This is a genomic window from Pseudomonas sp. LS1212 (genome assembly GCF_024741815.1).
GTDB lineage: Bacteria > Pseudomonadota > Gammaproteobacteria > Pseudomonadales > Pseudomonadaceae > Aquipseudomonas.
The window spans coordinates 3,134,768-3,150,323 of sequence record NZ_CP102951.1 but is presented as its reverse complement, the minus strand read 5'-3'; the positions used below and the strand labels follow the sequence as shown (position 1 = coordinate 3,150,323).

Here is a 15,556-nt window from a genome sequence, read left to right as displayed (position 1 = left end):
GTGGCACGGGCCTTGCTCAAGCGGTTCTATCGATCCCTGCAGCGGCGCAACGACCCCGGAGGCCCGCCACCATGAAATGGCACACCCAACCCCATCGCCTGATAAACCTGAGCCTGCTGGCAGTTGCCTTGCTGGGCACAGGTTCCTTCGCCGAGGCCGCCGCGCGTTGCGAGCGAACGCTGGTCGCCAATGTCGTCGCGTTCGACCAACCGCTGATGTTCAACCGCCTGGGCGCGCAGAACGTCAACGGCATGATCTTCGCCCTGCGCCGCGACGTGGTCGATGAGCACAATGTGCCCCTGACCCAGGGCGGCGCCGCCGTACCGGGCAAAGTCACCCTGCGCCCGGACAAACGTCCGCGGCCGATGGTACTGCGCGTCGCGGCGGGCGATTGCCTGACCATCAACCTGCAGAACCTGCTGACCCACCAGGCCAACCCCAACAAGCACCTGGGCGGGGAAGAGGACGAACATGGCGTCGATGCCCAGGTCACCGATCGCCATGTAGGGTTCGTGGTCAACGGCATGCAGGCGTTGAGCAGCATCGAAGACATCTCCGCCAACACCGGCCGCAACGGCAATTTCCTCCTCGCCCCGGGCGCCAGTCGTTCCTACACCCTATACGCCGAGCGCGAAGGCGCCTTTGCTGCCAGCAGCCTTGGCGCCACCTTCGGTGGCGAAGGCACCGCCGGCAACGTTGCCAACGGTCTGTTCGCCCAGGTGGTGGTCGTGCCCAAGGGCGGCAAGACCTACCGCAACGTCGTCACTGAAGAAGAAATGCGCCTGGCCAGCAGCGGCCGAACACCCGCCGGGCAGCCGATCGTCAACTACGAAAGCCGCTTCCCGCAACGCCAACCCTGGATCAGCGAAGGCAAGGCCGGCACGCCGATCCTGAGCATGGTCGACGGCAACGAAATCATTTCCAGCGAAACCGATGCCATCGTCCTGGGGCCCAACGCCGACGGCAGCTTCCCACCATCGACTTACCCGCTGGAAAGCCAGGGCAAGCGCAACCCTGCCATCCCTAACCGGCTCGAGCCGTTCCGTGACTTCGCCGCGGTGTTCAACGATGAAACCGCCGTCACCCAGGCCTTCCCCGGTTACTGGGCGGACCCGGTCATGGCTCACATGCTCGAGCCGACCCGTGACTCGTTCATGATCAACTATGGCTCGGGCGGCATCGGTGCCGAGGTCATTGCCAACCGTCTGGGGGTCGGGCCGATGCACGACTGCCTGTCGTGTGCCTATGAAGAGTTCTTCCTCAGCGCCCACACCGTCGGCGATGTCGCCATGCTGGTGGACGTGCCGGCCAACGTCGGCCTGGAGCGTTTGTCTCCCGGCCAGGTGCCGCCGGCCGACCAGGTCGGGATCAAGGCCTCGATGGCGCTGTTCCCGTCTGAACCCTCGAACGTCAACCACAGCTACATCGGCGACTTCGTCAAATTCCGCAACAGTCACAACGGTTACGAACAACACATTTTCCACTTGCACGGTCACCAGTGGCTGTTCAACCCCAATGACGACAACTCCGATTACATGGATGCGCAGGGCATAGGCCCAGGGGCCGGCTACACCTATGAAATCGCCAACGGCGGTTCGGGCAACCGCAACCGGGTGTCGGGCGACTCGATCTACCACTGCCACTTCTATCCGCACTTCGCCCAAGGCATGTGGAGCATGTGGCGCGTGCACGATGTGTTCGAGGAGGGCACGCGGCTTGAAGTATCCCAGCAAGGCGAGGACGGTTATCACACCACGCCCTTTGCGCTGCGCAGCGGTAAACCTGCGGCCGGAGCACGGGCCTTGCCCGATGGCGAGATCGTTGCCGGTACGCCGATTCCGGCCGTGGTGCCGTTGCCCGGCAAGGCCATGCCGCCGATGCCGGGCAAGGTCGCGGTGGTGCCCAAGTTCGGTGAACGCTTGATCGCCAACAGCGAACCGGCGGTGATCGGCTCAGTAGCGCTGGTCGATCGCAGCGAAGCCAACCGCAATGGTGACGGCACCCTGAAGAACCCGGGTTATCCATTCTGGATCGGTGGCATCGAGAGCACCGTCGGCCAACGGCCACCGACGCCACCGCTGGACATGCTCGACCCGGCCAAGGCCCAGGCCCTGAAAGACAGCGGCAAGGCCTTGTGGGCGAACCTGGACCCCAATCAGGTCGCCGGCTGGGATGGCGGCCTGCCACGCCATGCCCTGGACGGCGTGGCCGCTGGGGGCGTGGCAGAAGTCATCACCAGCGCCCTGGACTTGTCCAAGCGTGTCACCCGGGCCAAGCCTGTGTATCTGCCGGAGGAGGGCAACGACGTCGAACAGGCGGCGATGATTTTCCACTCCAGGCCCGAGCATCCAAGCTTCGCCGTGTTGCCAGGCGGCGTGGTGCAACCGCGTGCCTATCGCACCAACGGCGCGACGCCGGTGGCCGGTGCGCCGTTCTTCGAACCGTGCATGGACGACCGGCAAAAGCGCCTGACCACCAGCGCAGGCATGGGGAGTTTCAACAGTGGCGAGCGTATCGATGGCATGTCGTTCACCGGCGCCTCGCCGTTCTCCGCCGATCACCCGCGTATCTATAAAGGTGCCAACATTCAGTTCGACGCCGTGTTCAACAAGGTCGGCTACCACTTCCCGCAGCAACGGATGATTTCGCTCTGGGAGGATGCCTGGGCGGTCATCAACAAGCAGCGGCCGCCGGAACCTCTGGTCATGCGCACCAATACCTTCGACTGCGTGATGTACCAGCACACCAACCTGATCCCGTCGTACTACGAGCTGGACGACTATCAGGTGCGCACGCCGACCGATGTGATCGGCCAGCATATCCACCTGCCCAAGTGGGACCTGACCGCAGCCGATGGTGCGTCCAATGGCTGGAACTACGAGGACGGCATTCTGTCGCCAGCCACGGTGGTCGAGCGCATCCACGCCATTCGCGAGTTCAACGGATGCCAACAGCCCGATCCGCGCGACGGTACGGCGACCTGCCCGCAAGCGAAGAACCATCCGTTCTTCGGGCAATACGGGCGGGCCGACTGGGTCGGTGCGCGGACCGCCATGCAGCGTTGGTTCGTCGATCCCGTGGTCAACGTGCGCAATATCGACCGTGGCCTGGGCACTATCTTCACTCACGATCACCTCGGCCCATCGACGCACCAGCAACTGGGGCTGTATGCCACTGTGCTGGCCGAACCTGCCGGCTCCACCTGGTTCCACGCCGAAACCGGCGAGCCGTTGGGTACGCGCCAGGATGGCGGGCCGACCTCATGGCAGGCCGTGGTTTCGACTGGCGACCTCGATGGCGATGGTCGCAACGACAGCTTCCGTGAGTTCTTCCTGGAGTACAGCGACTTCCAGCACGCCTACGAGGCCGGTGTCTATGTCGGCGCCGGCCCCAACGGCGTACCTGACGGCAACGCCTTCCCGGTGACCGCCGACAGCTTCCGCTACGCGATCAACCCGCCGGTGCGCAAGAACGCCGACAACCTGCTGGAGTCGACGACCGAAGTGACCGGCGGGCAAATCCTCGGTTGCCCGAACCGGCCTTGCCCGCAGGCGATCTCGGTCGATGACCCGGGCATGTTCGTGGTCAATTACCGCAACGAGCCGGTGGGTCTGCGCGTCTACGATCCAAACCGCACGGCACCGGACGGCAAGCCCGGCATGCAGGCCGACGGCATGGCCGGCGACCTCGCCTACGCCTTGCAGAGCCGTACCGACCGCGCCATTGCCGCGCTCAACCTGGCACCCAGCGCAATCACCGCCGCCACCGGGCCAACCGGCGGCACCACGGTGTTCCCGCCGCACATCAACCGCGGTGGCGACGAGCCCGGTGATCCGTTCACGCCCATGTTGCGCACCTATTCGGGTGACAACGTGCGGCTGCGGGTCATCGCTGGCGGCTATGAAGAGGAGCACAACGTGACCCTGCACGGCGTCAAGTGGCTGCAGAACGGCACGGGCTTCGGCAACAGCTCCAACTCGGGCTGGCGCGCGTCGCAGATGGTCGGCACCTCCGAGCAGCTGGGCTTCATGGCACCGGTGGCGATGATGTCCAGTTCGGCGGCCACCACCGGCGACTACCTGTACTCGATGGATGCATCGCTCGAAGGCTACTGGAGCGGTATCTGGGGCGTCATGCGCAACTACACCGCCAGCCGTAACGATCTGTTCGCCTTGCCGAACAATCCCAAGCCCATGGCCGCCCGCAATACGGTTGCTTTCAACGGTATCTGCCCACGTTACAGCGCCAACCCGACCGGGATCGGCACGCGGCCGACGCCACAGCGCAACTATGAAGTGGTCGCCGCCCTGGCCAACGATATCCTGAGCAATCCCCTGGGGCTGACTATCGGTGATGCCGCCGGAACCGGCCAGCATGTGGGTGGGCCGCTGAACCCCGCCGGTGGCACCCTGGTGTTCAACTCGCGGCCGACCAGCATCCCCCAGGCCACCATTTTCGACCCCGAAGATGGCGAGACCTTCACCATCGGTGGCCAATCCGGGCCGCTGCATGACCCGACCGCGATCCTGTACGTGCGCAAGGCCGACCTCGACCCGCTGACCGGCAAGCTCAAGGCCGGGGTGCCGATCGAACCGCTGGTGTTGCGCGCCGCATCCGGTGACTGCATCAACATCACCCTGGAAAACCGCCTGCCCTCGGTCATGCCGGATCTGCCCACCACGGCAATCATGCAAGGCCTGGTCAAGCGCGACCGCTTCAGTTCGAACGGAGCGACCACCTTCAACAACAACCTGATGCGGCCGTCGAGCCATGTCGGCTTGCACGCCCAGTTGCTGGCCTACGACATCACCAAGTCCGATGGCGCCAACGTCGGCATCAACCCGGTGCAGACCGTGGCACCGCGCACCGGCAACGGCGCGTACTCGACCCGGACCTACCAGTACTACGCCGGGCACCTGGAGCGCGAAGGCAAACCGGTATCGCAACTGGGGCGCAGCGTCGACAACATCAACGCCACGGCCATCGAGTTCGGCGGGCTGAACCTGCTGGCGGCCGACATGATCAAGCAACCGCAGAAAGGCCTGGCCGCTGCCATGAGCGTCCTGCCGGTGGGGGCGACCTGGACCGAAGATGCGCGCAGCCGTGCCTCGGCCACGGTGCAGGCTCCGGGGCAGACGGCCTATCGCGACTTCGCGATGGTCTGGCAGAAGGCCTTGAACATGCGCTGGGCCAACGGCCGTCCGGTGGAGAACATGGCGCCTGAAGGCATGGGCATACCCAACGATCCGAAAGACAACTCCGGCATGGCCATCAACTACAAGAGCGAGCCGCTGTGGTACCGCTTCGGCCTGGCACCGGACGCGCCCTTCGGGCATGCCGACGGCCATGGCTGGGCGGATGTGCCCAACGCCCACATGGCCTACAGCAACGCCCTGGTCGGCGGCGATCCGGTCACCCCGGTGTTCTATGCCAAGCCTGGCCAGCCGTTCCGCAGCCATGTGCTGATGCCCAGCGGCGGCAGTCGCGGCTCGACCTTCCAGCTCGACGGTCACGTCTGGCCGCTGCATGCGCTGCAAGCCGAGAAGTCCGACGCCGCTGGCTTCCCGTTGCCTTCGCCGGGGATCGGGTCGGTGCGCTTCGGTTTCAACCCGATGGCGATGTACATCGGCGCGCAGGAAAGCGTCCTGCCGGCCGCGCACTTCAGCTTCATGCTGCCCAGTGCCGGGGGGGCCAATGCAGTTCCCGGCGACTACCTGATGCGTGACTACACTGCTTTCGGCAACGTTGGCGGTCTCTGGGGAATCCTGCGGGTGACCAACGAACCTGAACCGGCACCGGCACCGGCACCACCGCCAGCACCTTGACAACGCTGTGCCTGCGATAGAGGGGCGGGCCCGAACCCAGGGCCCGCACCGTACAAAAAAATAAAACTGCCACCGCGCCACGCCGGTGGTCCAGGAGGGATGTGCAGTGAACGTCTCAATCGTCAAAGGATCCTTTGTTGCAATGCTGATGGGGCTGCTCCTTGCCGGGATGCTGTACTGGTACGAGGGACAGTGTGACGATGTCTTGCCACTCATTACTCCTGTTCAACCCCAGCAGAGGCTGGAGCGTGACGGGGTCGCGATCGAGTTCGAGGCGCGCCCGGTCAATGGCACGGCGCTGACCGAGGGCATGTTTGCCGATATGCGCTTTCGCGTCACTGACAGTGCTTCGGGACAGCCGATGTCGGGCATCGCCCCCGGGGCCTGGCTCGATCAGGCCCAAGCGCTGCAATTTCCGGCCAATGAGGCCAAGAGTTGCAAGGCGCGGGTGGCCCTGTACCTCAAGAGCAGCATTGGCGCGCGGCCGTTGCTCGACCTCAACAGTTACTACCTGTTGGTAATGAACAAGGACGCCAGTCTCAGTGTGATCGACCCGTCGGTTTCAGTCGGCGGGGTCACCAGCACAATGAGCCGGGTTGCCCTCAAGCAGCCGCCGATGGACTGGGTGGCAACCGCCGATGACAAACGCGTATTCGTGTCCATGCCGGCTGCCGGGGAGGTGGCGGTGATCGATGCGGAAAAATTCCAGGTACTCTCCAATGCAAGCGCCGGAAGCGCGCCGGTAAGGGTCGCCCTGCAACCGGACGAACGCCTGTTGTGGGTCGGCAACAACGCGCCCGACGAAGCCAAGAGCGGTGTGACCGTCATCGATACCCGCTCACTCAACACCCTCAAGTTCCTGCCCACCGGCAAGGGGCACCATGAGATTGTCTTCAGCAAGGACTCGCGTCATGCCTTTGTCAGCAACCGCGACAGCGGCACGCTGAGCGTGATCGACGTGGCCACCCTGGAGGTCGTGCAGCAGTTGCAAACCGGCTCGCACCCGCTGTCGGTCGCCTATTCACCCTTGTCCCAGGCCGTCTATGTGGCCGATGGCAAGGACGGCACCATCACCGTCATCGATGCCGCCACCCTGCAGGTGCGCAAGGTGATCAAGGGTCAGCGGGGCCTGGGGCCGATGCGCTTCAGTGAAGATGGCCGTTTCGGCATCGTGCTCAATACCCTGGAAAACCGGGCGCAAGTGATCGATGCGGCCAGTGACGAAGTGATTCATAGCCTGGAAGTGTCACCGGAACCCTTTCAACTGACCTTCACCAAGGCGTATGCCTATATTCGCGGCCTGGCCTCGCCGCGAGTGACCATGATCAACCTGTCCACCCTGGGCAAGGACCGTCAGCCGATCCTCCAGGGTTTCGAGGCCGGCCCTGCGGCACCGAGGCTGGCCGGTGATTTGCCATTGGCCCCGGGGTTGAGCCCGTCGCGCGATGACAACTCGGTGTTCGTGGTCAATCCGGTCGACAACACCACTTACTTCTATGCCGAAGGCATGAACGCTCCCATGTCCGGTTACCCCAACCGCGGGCACACCGCCCGGGCGGCCATGGTCATCGATCGCAGCCTGCGCGAGGTGGAGCCGGGGGTGTACAGCTCGCGGGTGAAGATGCCGGCGGCCGGGCGCTTCGATGTGGCCTTTCTGCTCAACCAGCCACAGATCGTGCATTGCTTCAACACTGAAGTCGAGATCAACCCCGCGCTGGAAAAAGCCCTGGCCACCCCGCGCCTGGAGTTCCTGATGGACAAAGTGGCCGCCCCCCTGGGCAGCCCGTTCACCGTGCGCCTGCGGGTGGTCGAAGGGCGCAGCGGTCATCCACGCAAGGGCCTCAAGGATTTGCAGTTGCGTTACTACCTGGCGCCTTCTTCACGGCCGCAGGAAGTGCTGACCAAAGAGGTGGCCGACGGCATTTATGAAGCCGCGCTGGACCTGCCCCAGGTCGGTGCCTATTACCTGCATGCCCGCTCGGCCACCCTGGGTGCCGCCTTCGATCAGCAGACCTATACCAGCTTGCGGGTCTTGCCGGGAACCCCGATCGCGGCCCCCACCCAGCAAACGGCCCCAAAGCCATAAGGAGCAACCTATGAAAGCCATGACTGCGAGCATTGCCCTGGCACTTTTCGGCCTGGTGGGGATGGGCGGGCAGGTTCAGGCCCACTCGATGGACGAGCATGCCCAGCACGCCCGACAGGCAGCTGACACCCGGCAGGAGGGCACGCAGGTATCGTTTGCCGATGTGTCGTTGCTCGACCAGAACGGCAAGCCGGTGCGCCTGAGCCAGGATCTGGTCCGCGACCGGATCGTGGTGATGGGCTTCATCTACACCAGTTGCACCACGGTTTGCCCGTTGGTGTCATCGATCATGAGCAAAGTGCAACAGCAGCTCGGCGGGCGCGTTGGCGACGACGTGCAACTGGTCTCGATCAGCATCGATCCGCAACGCGACGACCCGCCACGCTTGCTTGGCTATGCGAAAAAATTCCAGAGCGGCCCCGGCTGGAGCTGGCTGACCGGCAGCCCCCAGGCGATCAACGATACCCTCAAGGGCCTGGGCACCTGGACTGCCGATTATCGCAATCATCCGCCGCTGATCCTGGTCGGCGATGGCCGCAGTGATCACTGGACCCGCTTTTACGGCTTCACCGACCCGGCGCTGCTGGTCAAGCGCGTGCAGGAACTGGGGGCTGCGCGCGTGCACGCCCGGCATACCGCCGTCGCACAGGGGGAGCAGCCATGAAGCGCCTTCAATGGATCGCCCTGACCCTGTGCTGCTGGGCCTTGCCGACGCTGGCACATGAGGCCGCAGTGCCGCCTGCACCGGCTCAGCCGCCAAGCGGAACCCACGACGCCCAGGCGTATTTTACCGACACTCAGCTGCTCGACCAGAATGGCCAGCCCCTGCGCTTTTACAGTGATGTACTGAAAAATCGCGTGGTGCTGCTCAATGTGATCTTCACCCACTGCAACGATGCCTGCCCGCTGATCACCCGTAAACTCAAGGAGGTACGCGACGCCCTGGGCGAGCCCCTGGCCAGCCAGGTGTATTTCATCTCCCTGACCAGCGACCCGCAAAACGACAGTCCGTCGGTGCTCAAAGACTTTGCCCGCAAGCAAGGTGCGGACAATCCCAATTGGCTGTTCCTGACCGGCGAACAGGCGAACATTGATCTGGTGCTGGGCCGTCTGGGCCACCTTATTCCAAGCCCCGAGCAACATTCGACGCAGCTTATCGTCGGTGACGTCGCCAATAAACGCTGGAGCAAGATCCGACCGGACGCACCGGCTGCGGCCATCGCCCAGCGCCTGCAATTGTTGACCCTGCCCGTGGTCGGGCGCTGAGTGCCGGTGGCCGCCATGAAGCCCATTGCGCTGTGGATGACTGGCCTGCTCCTTTGCATTGGTGTGGCCACAGAACAGTTGCACTCGCGTTACTGGATCAAACAGGCACGCGGACAGTAACCAGCCGGCGCCCAAGTTGGGGGGAAACCCAGATTCACCGTCGACCGCCTTCCCTCGAAGTTGGGGAAGGCGATGGGGCAGTCTTCAAAAAATTAAGCTAAATCAGTTGCATGGCAAAACGACATTATTGATGTACGGTCTGGCATGAAGTGTGCGTAAACCTAAGTGAGGCGCGCACTCCCAGGCCCGAGACCGGACCTGACAGTTACAAGGAGTCCACCTTGACAAACACAGTATTGGTAGTCGAGGACGAACAAATCCTTGCGCAAAACCTCAAGGCTTTCCTTGAGACCAGGTGCCTGGATGTCCGTGTGGCCCATGACGGTGCCAAAGCCATCAGCGTTGCCGAAGGTTTTGCACCCGAAGTCGTCGTACTGGATTTTCGCTTGCCCGACATGGAGGGGTTCCAGGTACTCGAAGCTGTCCGCCGCAACAGGAATTGCCATTTCGTACTGATGACCGCGCATCCGAGTGACCAGGTTTACAAGCGCGCAGAGCAATTGGGCATCAGCCACATCCTGTTGAAGCCCTTTCCATTGGCGGAACTGGCACGAGTGGTCTGTGACCTGCTGGGCAGGGAATCCGGGGCAAGGCCGGGCACACAAGGCGAAGGGTTCGTCGAGCGGCGTCAATGCAGGAAGGAGAGTTTCCCGCTGCAGCTGTATGACGGCAGTTGGGTATTGGCGGATCGTCGACGCACCGTGCCGACGCCTCCGGATCCCGACGACACGCAACAGCTTACCGGGGAATAGGGGCGCGTACAGACGAGCATGTGCTGGCGCGCCGGATGGGTGAAAACCCCGGAGCGTTGGAGTGCATGCCATGGAACGTCTGTCTGTTGCTGCCGTGTCGCCGTCAGCCATTGCCATACCGGAGCTTGAAACCACGCCACCACGGTTTGCCCGGGACCTGTTGCAGCAGGCCAAGGCAACCGCCGCCAGTCAGGGCGAACGCACGCTCGCTGCACTGGAAACCCTTTCGACACTCGACCCACAGGCCTTCACCCAGTGCCTTGGCCGCACGCTCCATTACCCGGTGCTCGACAGCCAAAGCCTGTTCGCCACCACTGCGGTATTCGAGCACATCACCCTGGCCCAGGCCATCAAGCGCGAATTCGTCATGGTGCGCCAGGGTGAAGAGCTGATCGGCGTTTTTGCCGACCCCTTCGATGAACACCGCCTGGCCTGGATCGATGAAAACCTGCGTGGCGCACCGCTGTACCTGGCCCATGCCGCCGACCTCGGCGCTTTCCTGTCCCGCCATGAAGAGAGTTTCCACGCCGTTGAGTCGCTCAACGCCCAAGCCGATACCGGCGTTGTGCACGAAGCGCTGGAAAGCCTGTCGCTGACCAGCATCAGCGAAGACGCCAGCGTGGTGGTCAAGCTGGTCAACTCCACGCTGTACGACGCGCTGAATATGCATGCCAGCGATATTCACCTGGGCATGACCGGCAGCGGTCTGGTGATCAAGTACCGCAATGGGCAGGCTGATGCCAAACTCCAGCAGGAAGCCATGCATTTGATTGGCGGTTTTGGTGCGATCGCGCACCAGCGACTCACGCAAGCAATGCAGAACAGAAAGAGTTTGCTGCGTCGGTTTGGCGTGACGCCCGGCCAGTTTCTCTCTGGGGGTGCGATAACCCCGTAACCTATCCGCCATTGATAGCCGCTTGGTGGCCGCTATGGGCGTTGTGGCCTATCTGGGTATCGGCTGACTCGACTTTGATTTGCACTTCAACCTTGCCGGCCTTCTCGAACTCCAGAGTCAGCGGGAACTGCTCACCGGCTTTCAGCGGTTTGTCCTGACCGGACAGCATCACGTGGTTTCCGCCGGGTTGGAATCTCACCTCGCCATGAGCGGGAATCTCCATGGCAGGAGCCTGCTGCATATCCATCAGGCCATTCTTGGGGCCTGAGAGTGCAGCTCACATTTCTGCGTACGAGGGCTGCTGACCCCAACCAGGCGGTCGGCCTGGCTGCCCTGGTTGTGCACGGTGAAGTAGGCGGCGCCCCCTGGAAGGTCGACCGGTAACTCCCGCGACCAAGGGTGTTCGATCAGCAAATCGCCGACCTTGTACTCATGGGCAAAACTCGGCACGGTGCAAGCGAGCAGGGCGGCAATACCCAGGATGCGAATAACCATAGAGAGCTCCGTGTCTTAATCGACTGTACATGGGGGCGTTGCACACAACATAGGCAGCAGGCATCCCGAATGCAAATTGCCATGTTCAGAAGGTGATCGCACAGAATGTCAGGAGTGGTACGCACTGCGGAGGAGTGCTCTGAATAGTCCAGGTGCTCACCGTACTGTTGGATTGTCCATACACGAGGCGCTGACGACCCAGGCTGTGTGAAACCACTTTGAGACGGAATCTGGTGGAGCACCTTCTCAAGAAATTGAAGCGATTCCGCCGTATCGAAACCCGGTATGAACGACTGGCAAGGAACTACCAGGGGAGCCCTCAGAATTCGGAAAAAATCTTACGCTAAGGTTCTGGTGGCATGTAGGCCATTGAAAAACCTATTAATCTTACTTTTCCCAGGCTGGCTTGCATTTACGTCAGCGTGGAGAGCCCAACGCAGCCACAACGGTATCTATCAGGGGTTCCAAGATCGCCTTACGCTCTTCCACTCGGCCATCTGGCAGATCGATGACCTCAACTGCCGCTCAGCTTTGATTTCTTTCTGCTACATGACAGTCTCTTTGGTCAGTTGCGGCTTGGACTGGTCAATGGCATGACCACGCCCCGTTTCGACGGACAAGCTTGTAACTCTCAACGGGTCCTTTCGAATCGCGGAACTCGAAGCACTGGTGGCCTTCATTATTCCAGTAGAAGCTCGCAGCTAATGTGAGCCCAGAATCGCGTTGATTGCGAGCCCGGCTGTTTTCAAACGCGAGCCGTTACAGCTAGGGGAGTGGAGCGCCCTGCATTCAGCCTGGTGCGCTCGGATTCCTATCAGTTCAGCTCGCCCACTGCACGCCAGGCTTCGTCGATTGCCGCGTGGGCGTAGGCGTCCCAAGCCGCATCGGAGTTGGCGATGCTGACGTTGCCGACTCGCTGGCGCGCCAGGTTCATCAGCTTCTCGCTTTCCTCTTCGTCATCGAACAGGCTGTTGCTGAAGTAAGAGTAGCCGTGTGACCAGCGGTTGACGGTGATCGCCAGGATGTCCTTCTCATGGTTGAAACCACCTGGGCTGAGCATGCGTTGCAACTGATCACGCAACTGCGCTTCCAGTTGCTCGAAGGTCATGCCGTAGAGCTTGCCGCGCCCGGCGCGAGCCTGGTCGCGGGCGTTCATGCCGCTGTTCGGGCTGGTCGGCACGTAGACCATGTGCAGGCAGATCGGCTGCTTGGGGTCGCGCGGGTGCTGGTAACCGCCGATGTCCACCGGGTAGTCCAGTTTGATCCGGCTGTAGGGTTGGGTCGTCGCGTAGATTTCATGCACGCCGAGCTTGGTGAAGGACTACCAATTGCGGATCATCACCTTGGTGTACACCAGCGAGAATTTGACGTTCTGGCTCAGGGCGTGGGCTTGCCCGGCAGAGAGGTCGCGCAGCAAGTACGGAGTCATCATGTTGTAGCAGGCCAATACGCAGTGTTTGCTGCGTACGCGGGCCAACTGACCGCCACGGCTGTAGCCGACATCGACACAACCGGAGACATTGCGCACGCTGACCGCGGTGCTGTTTAGGCGCAGGCGGATCGGGCTGCCGGCCACGTCCAGCTTGGCGTAATCGAACTGCGCCAGGACGATGTCTTCCATGCCTTTGCCCGGCGCCACGGCCGGAGTCAGGTCGCGCGCCAGCAGGCGGGCGACCGAGGCGTTACCGTCCGGGAAGTGGTAGATGTACGGCTCTTCCATCTCGGCCTGGGCTTCCTCGCTGATCGGCGGCAGGTTCATCGCGCTGAAACCGGGGAAGCCGACGTAATAGGCATCGTAAGCCGCCACGGCGTCGATGCTCAGAGCCGAGAAATCATTGGTGCGGCTCTGGAAATACTTCACTGCTGCTGGCGAGAGACCAACATCCTTGAGCAGAAAGTCGCGGTAGCTGGTTTTGCCCAGGTAGGCCTCTTTCTCGTCCGCTGATTTGCCGACGAGGTAGTCCTTGGGTGCGCTGTGCAGGGCAATCAGCGCTTGGCGGTCGGCTTCCGGCAACGGGAAGTCGTTGATGAACTCGGCAATCGGGCGGGAGTGCAGTTTGTTCGGGGCGATATCGTCAGCGACCATCGGAGTCGGGTCGCCAGTCACCAGCTTGTCTTCGCCGAAGTTGTCTTTGTCGAAGAACACCCCGCGCGATAGGCCCAGGTTAGGGTAGAAATCACGGTCGAAGGCGCTTTCGAAACGTTTGGTTTCCACCCCCAGGCTCTTCATCAGATCGTTCACGGTTTTGCTGAACAGATGGTTGGGCGACTGGAACGCCTCGCTGCCGCCGTAGCCGATGATCGTCCGGTCACCAGCTTCAAACTCATTGCGCTTGGCGTGGCCGCCGAAGTCGTCGTGGTTCTCTAGGATCAGAATGCGCGCCTGCGGATGCTTCTGCCGATAGAACCAGGCCGCCGACAGCCCGCTGATGCCACCGCCGACCACCACCAGGTCGTATTCCTCGCTGATCGGCAGGCTGTCGGTGTCGAAGGCCTTCTTCTCCCAACCCAGCTGGTGCGTGATTTCAAAGGAGCCGACATGGCTGCCGCGCAAGCCGGTCAGCGCCGGTGGGTAGTAGCGGCCGGGCGCGGCGCGGAGGATTTCCAGCGGTGTCAGGCCGGCGGCGATGATCAGGGCGACGCCGTTGAGGAAGTCGCGGCGGGTGATGGTCATAGCAAGCAGCTCCTTGCAGGTTGCAGGCAACGGCAAGCGCTGGGCCTTATAAGGTGGTACGGGACCGTACAAGTTCCGCCCTCTTGGAACCGCCCCGTGCCCTCCGCTTCATCGTTGGCCGGCCAACCTTCTTATGTCACGATAGAGCCCAGAGCCTGCCGATGATGAGGCGAGCTAGCACCACCCGTTCCGAGGATGAGTAGAGTGCAGGCGGGAAGGAAGTCATGAGCAGGCGCAGATATGCCCGATCATAATGCCCTCTGGCGAGTCGGCTCCGACACCGCGGTAACCGAACCGATAGCAAGTGCTCGGGCTCGATTAACCCCCCAAACCAGCGCATGGCTGATCGTCTCGTCTAGCAGTGAATCGTAATACTCCTCGAACATCATTGTCCCCCCGCCTTCGTAAAGGCCGATGAAGAGTTGCGTAACGCCGTGACGGGAAACCCTGACTTGAACATTTAGCTGAGTTCCATCGCTAAGCGCCTCGTCATGTAATCGACTGGGAAGCTGACAGTCCGACCAGGCCCAGTATTGACTGCCTCTGTGTCGCATTTTCCCCTCCCTGAGTTTTTTGGCGACTGATCGGTCGCCGTGAAGGTCGATTCGCGTCGACTTAAAAACATAGCCGTTTCAGGAGAAGTAGCCAGTCGCTATTGTCATTAAGAGGCAACGCAAGACGCCCGTCCGGACATCGACATGCGTGGAGGTGTGCCCAAGGTTGAGGAGGCCCAACCAAGACTGAACAGAAGCTGATCGAGACTATTGTCTAAAGAATGGGTCGAGCTAATCGGATAAATTATCAACCGAATCAAGAAAGCCGTTAAGCTGCAAGACCAATCGAACAAGGAGCAGATCGATGCAACTCAGATTTACCCTCGAGCAATGGGAGCAATTTTCCCCCGCTATGCGCAGTATGAATGTAGGCACTGTGCAGATAGCCCGCGCGGTCCTCGTGGACGGTAAACGGCCGATTGATGTCGCAGACGAGCTGGGCGAGTCTTCGCAGTTGGTTTACGCCGCTGTCAAACGGGTGCGCGAAATTCTCGAACGTAAAGCACTCGGCCTGGTGCCGGTGCTGGTCTGGCTGCCGCCTGAGCAGGCCGAGCAGGTCAAGGAAATGGCGAAGAGCTACGAAACGCCTATTCAAGGGCAGAAAAAAAACCAATGACCCGAACCAAACAGAAAATCCGCGAAGACCTGGAGCACTTGGCGCAGCAGTTCCAGGGGGGAAACCAAACGCTACGCCGAGCAGCCGATGCCTTCCCGGGCGCCGTGGCGGAAACGACCGTCCAGGAGCGAACTGGCTTTTGCTGAGGAACTGGAAAGAATCGAGCAAGAGCGCGCCACGCGTGAGACTCAGCCGCTGGCCGTCGAGTCTTCGACCTGATTCCGCCAGGCGCGTCCCCCTTAAAGAGACCGCCGTGGGGTCACACTCGAATCC

The 15,556-nt window shown here is 62.0% G+C and carries 10 protein-coding genes and 3 pseudogenes; 8 read left to right on the top strand and 5 right to left on the bottom strand.

What is annotated here, in order from left to right; translation table 11 throughout:
- The first annotated feature begins 71 nt into the window (after positions 1 to 71).
- The 6 genes and pseudogenes from mnxG to NVV94_RS14635 form a co-directional block, all read left to right on the top strand.
- Complete coding sequence (gene mnxG, locus NVV94_RS14660; RefSeq protein WP_258443119.1) at positions 72 to 5,825, top strand: manganese-oxidizing multicopper oxidase MnxG; 5,754 nt, start codon at positions 72 to 74, stop codon at positions 5,823 to 5,825.
- A 148-nt stretch (positions 5,826 to 5,973) separates the two neighbouring features.
- Positions 5,974 to 7,911 carry a YncE family protein gene (locus NVV94_RS14655; RefSeq protein WP_408733508.1) on the top strand — a complete coding sequence of 646 codons (1,938 nt, stop codon included), beginning with the start codon at positions 5,974 to 5,976 and terminating at the stop codon, positions 7,909 to 7,911.
- A gap of 10 nt (positions 7,912 to 7,921) precedes the next feature.
- On the top strand, positions 7,922 to 8,575 hold the full coding sequence (locus tag NVV94_RS14650) for an SCO family protein (RefSeq protein WP_408733405.1): 654 nt from the start codon (positions 7,922 to 7,924) through the stop codon (positions 8,573 to 8,575).
- Positions 8,572 to 9,177, top strand: coding sequence for an SCO family protein (locus NVV94_RS14645; protein WP_258443117.1), 606 nt, complete (start codon positions 8,572 to 8,574; stop codon positions 9,175 to 9,177). Before NVV94_RS14650 ends, NVV94_RS14645 begins: the two co-directional genes overlap by 4 nt.
- Positions 9,178 to 9,518: 341 nt before the next feature.
- Positions 9,519 to 10,049: a response regulator gene (locus NVV94_RS14640; protein ID WP_258443116.1), complete on the top strand. Its 531-nt coding sequence runs from the start codon at positions 9,519 to 9,521 to the stop codon at positions 10,047 to 10,049.
- 70 nt (positions 10,050 to 10,119) lie between these two features.
- Positions 10,120 to 10,773, top strand: a pseudogene (locus tag NVV94_RS14635) (type II/IV secretion system protein); the annotation flags it as partial.
- On the opposite strand, the pseudogene NVV94_RS14630 reads toward NVV94_RS14635, so the two are convergent.
- The 5 genes and pseudogenes from NVV94_RS14630 to NVV94_RS14615 form a co-directional block, all read right to left on the bottom strand.
- Positions 10,774 to 10,890, bottom strand: a pseudogene (locus NVV94_RS14630) (IS110 family transposase); the annotation flags it as partial.
- 55 nt (positions 10,891 to 10,945) lie between these two features.
- On the bottom strand, positions 10,946 to 11,191 hold the full coding sequence (locus NVV94_RS26715) for a copper chaperone PCu(A)C (RefSeq protein WP_309304249.1): 246 nt from the start codon (positions 11,189 to 11,191) through the stop codon (positions 10,946 to 10,948).
- Positions 11,191 to 11,439 (bottom strand): copper chaperone PCu(A)C, encoded by a 249-nt coding sequence (locus tag NVV94_RS26710; protein ID WP_309304248.1) that lies wholly within the window; start codon positions 11,437 to 11,439, stop codon positions 11,191 to 11,193. The genes NVV94_RS26715 and NVV94_RS26710 overlap by 1 nt, the downstream gene beginning before the upstream one ends.
- Before the next feature lie 814 nt (positions 11,440 to 12,253).
- Positions 12,254 to 14,113 (bottom strand): annotated as a pseudogene (locus NVV94_RS14620) (NAD(P)-binding protein).
- 248 nt (positions 14,114 to 14,361) lie between these two features.
- Complete coding sequence (locus tag NVV94_RS14615; RefSeq protein WP_258443115.1) at positions 14,362 to 14,667, bottom strand: hypothetical protein; 306 nt, start codon at positions 14,665 to 14,667, stop codon at positions 14,362 to 14,364.
- Positions 14,668 to 14,971: 304 nt separating this feature from the next.
- On the opposite strand from NVV94_RS14615, the gene NVV94_RS14610 reads away from it, so the two are divergent.
- Positions 14,972 to 15,283, top strand: a complete 312-nt coding sequence (locus tag NVV94_RS14610; protein WP_258443114.1) for a transcriptional regulator KorA — start codon at positions 14,972 to 14,974, stop codon at positions 15,281 to 15,283.
- Positions 15,280 to 15,429: a hypothetical protein gene (locus NVV94_RS14605; protein ID WP_309304247.1), complete on the top strand. Its 150-nt coding sequence runs from the start codon at positions 15,280 to 15,282 to the stop codon at positions 15,427 to 15,429. Before NVV94_RS14610 ends, NVV94_RS14605 begins: the two co-directional genes overlap by 4 nt.
- The last annotated feature ends 127 nt before the right edge of the window (positions 15,430 to 15,556 follow it).